General features: G+C 74.5%; 1 protein-coding gene and 1 pseudogene. One reads left to right on the top strand and one right to left on the bottom strand.

Translation table 11 applies throughout. The features are described 5' to 3' along the window. Positions 1 to 107: 107 nt before the first annotated feature. Positions 108 to 623 (bottom strand): hypothetical protein, encoded by a 516-nt coding sequence (locus tag SSNG_RS06525; RefSeq protein ID WP_007263017.1) that lies wholly within the window; start codon positions 621 to 623, stop codon positions 108 to 110. Positions 624 to 870: 247 nt separating this feature from the next. Here SSNG_RS06525 and SSNG_RS06520 point away from each other — a divergent pair. Continuing rightward, positions 871 to 1,409: pseudogene (locus SSNG_RS06520) on the top strand (methionyl-tRNA formyltransferase); the annotation flags it as partial.

The following is a 1,409-nucleotide window of genomic DNA, read 5'->3' as shown; positions in this document are numbered from 1 at the left end:
GAACGGTGGAAGGGCGGGTGGGGGACAGCCCCGCAGGGCTGCCTAAAAGGAAAAACGTCCGCGGGGCCGGTGCCGTCGGGGGTCGGCGGCCCGGCGGCGGGGTGGGGTCAGCCGTTGCGGGGGCCCGGGAAGGCCGACTGGCGGGCCGCGGCGGCCTGGGCTTCCTCGCGGACGGGCTGCGGGGGCACCGAGCGCGCCGCCGGGATGGTGGGCAGCGGGCCCAGCGTCCGCGTCGTGGTGCCCTCGGCCAGCGGCTCCGCCGCCTCGGCGGCCTGCGCCCGCCGTGCCCCGTAGCGGCGGTGCACGGCCTGCTTGGTGACGCCGAGCGCCGAGCCGACGGCGTCCCAGGAGAACCCGAGGGAGCGGTCGAAGTCCACCGCCGCGGTGACCAGCGTCTCGACGCTGTCCCTAAGTTCCTGGGCGAGCCGGACGGTGGGGGCGGGGGCCCTGCCGTAGACGACGAAGCCCGTGGAGGGCCCGGAGCGGCGCGGGCGGTACACGTTGCCGAGCTGGGCCGTGAGCGTACGCAGTGCGTCCACCTGTCGGCGAACCCGCTCGATGTCCCGCACCAGGAGGTGCAGGCTGGCCCGTGCTTGGGCGTCATGGGTGGCGTGGTCGGCCATGGAGAAGCCTCTCGAACCGGTGCTGGAGAGCGGATCGGGCCGCAGACACCGTCTTGATCGCGGCCCGTTTCGGTCAATCTCTCTTGACCAACGCGCCAGCGGGCGCCCAGGTCACGCACTGGGGGCGTGTCGGCATATGCGAGAGGCGCGCGTGTGTGCGTACGCCCCCCGATACCGCAGGTGGGCCGGGGTGTCCGTCCCCTAGACTGGTGCGCTGCTGACAGCCGAGATAGCGAGGTAGGACCCAGTGAAGCTGGTCTTCGCAGGCACCCCCGAGGTCGCCGTACCCGCCCTGGACGCCCTGATCGCCTCCGGGCGCCACGAGGTCGCCGCCGTCGTCACCCGGCCGGACGCCCCCGCCGGGCGCGGCCGCCGGCTGGTCGCCAGCCCCGTCGCCGAGCGGGCGGAGGAGGCCGGGATCGAGGTCCTCAAGCCCGTCCGGCCCCGCGACCCGGAGTTCCAGGCCCGGCTGCGGGAGATCGCCCCGGACTGCTGCCCCGTCGTCGCGTACGGGGCGCTGATCCCGAAGAGCGCGCTGGACATCCCCCGCCACGGATGGGTCAACCTGCACTTCTCGCTGCTGCCGTCCTGGCGCGGCGCGGCCCCCGTGCAGCACTCGATCATGGCGGGCGACCAGGTCACCGGCGCGTCCACCTTCCGCATCGAGGAGGGCCTCGACACCGGCCCGGGTCTTCGGGGTCCTCACCGAGGAGATCCGCCCGACCGACACCAGCGGCGACCTGCTGACCCGCCTCGCCTTCGCCGGGTCCGGACTGCTGTCCGCGA

The organism is Streptomyces sp. C (genome assembly GCF_000158895.1).
Taxonomy (GTDB): Bacteria; Actinomycetota; Actinomycetes; order Streptomycetales; family Streptomycetaceae; genus Streptomyces; species Streptomyces racemochromogenes.
Note: the sequence above shows the minus strand (reverse complement) of the source record. Positions and strands in the feature narration are given on the sequence as shown.

Bases quoted from the DNA above. Each gene is read 5' to 3' on its own strand.
- SSNG_RS06525 (WP_007263017.1), bottom strand. From the start codon at position 623: ATGGCCGACCACGCCACCCATGACGCCCAAGCACGGGCCAGCCTGCAC.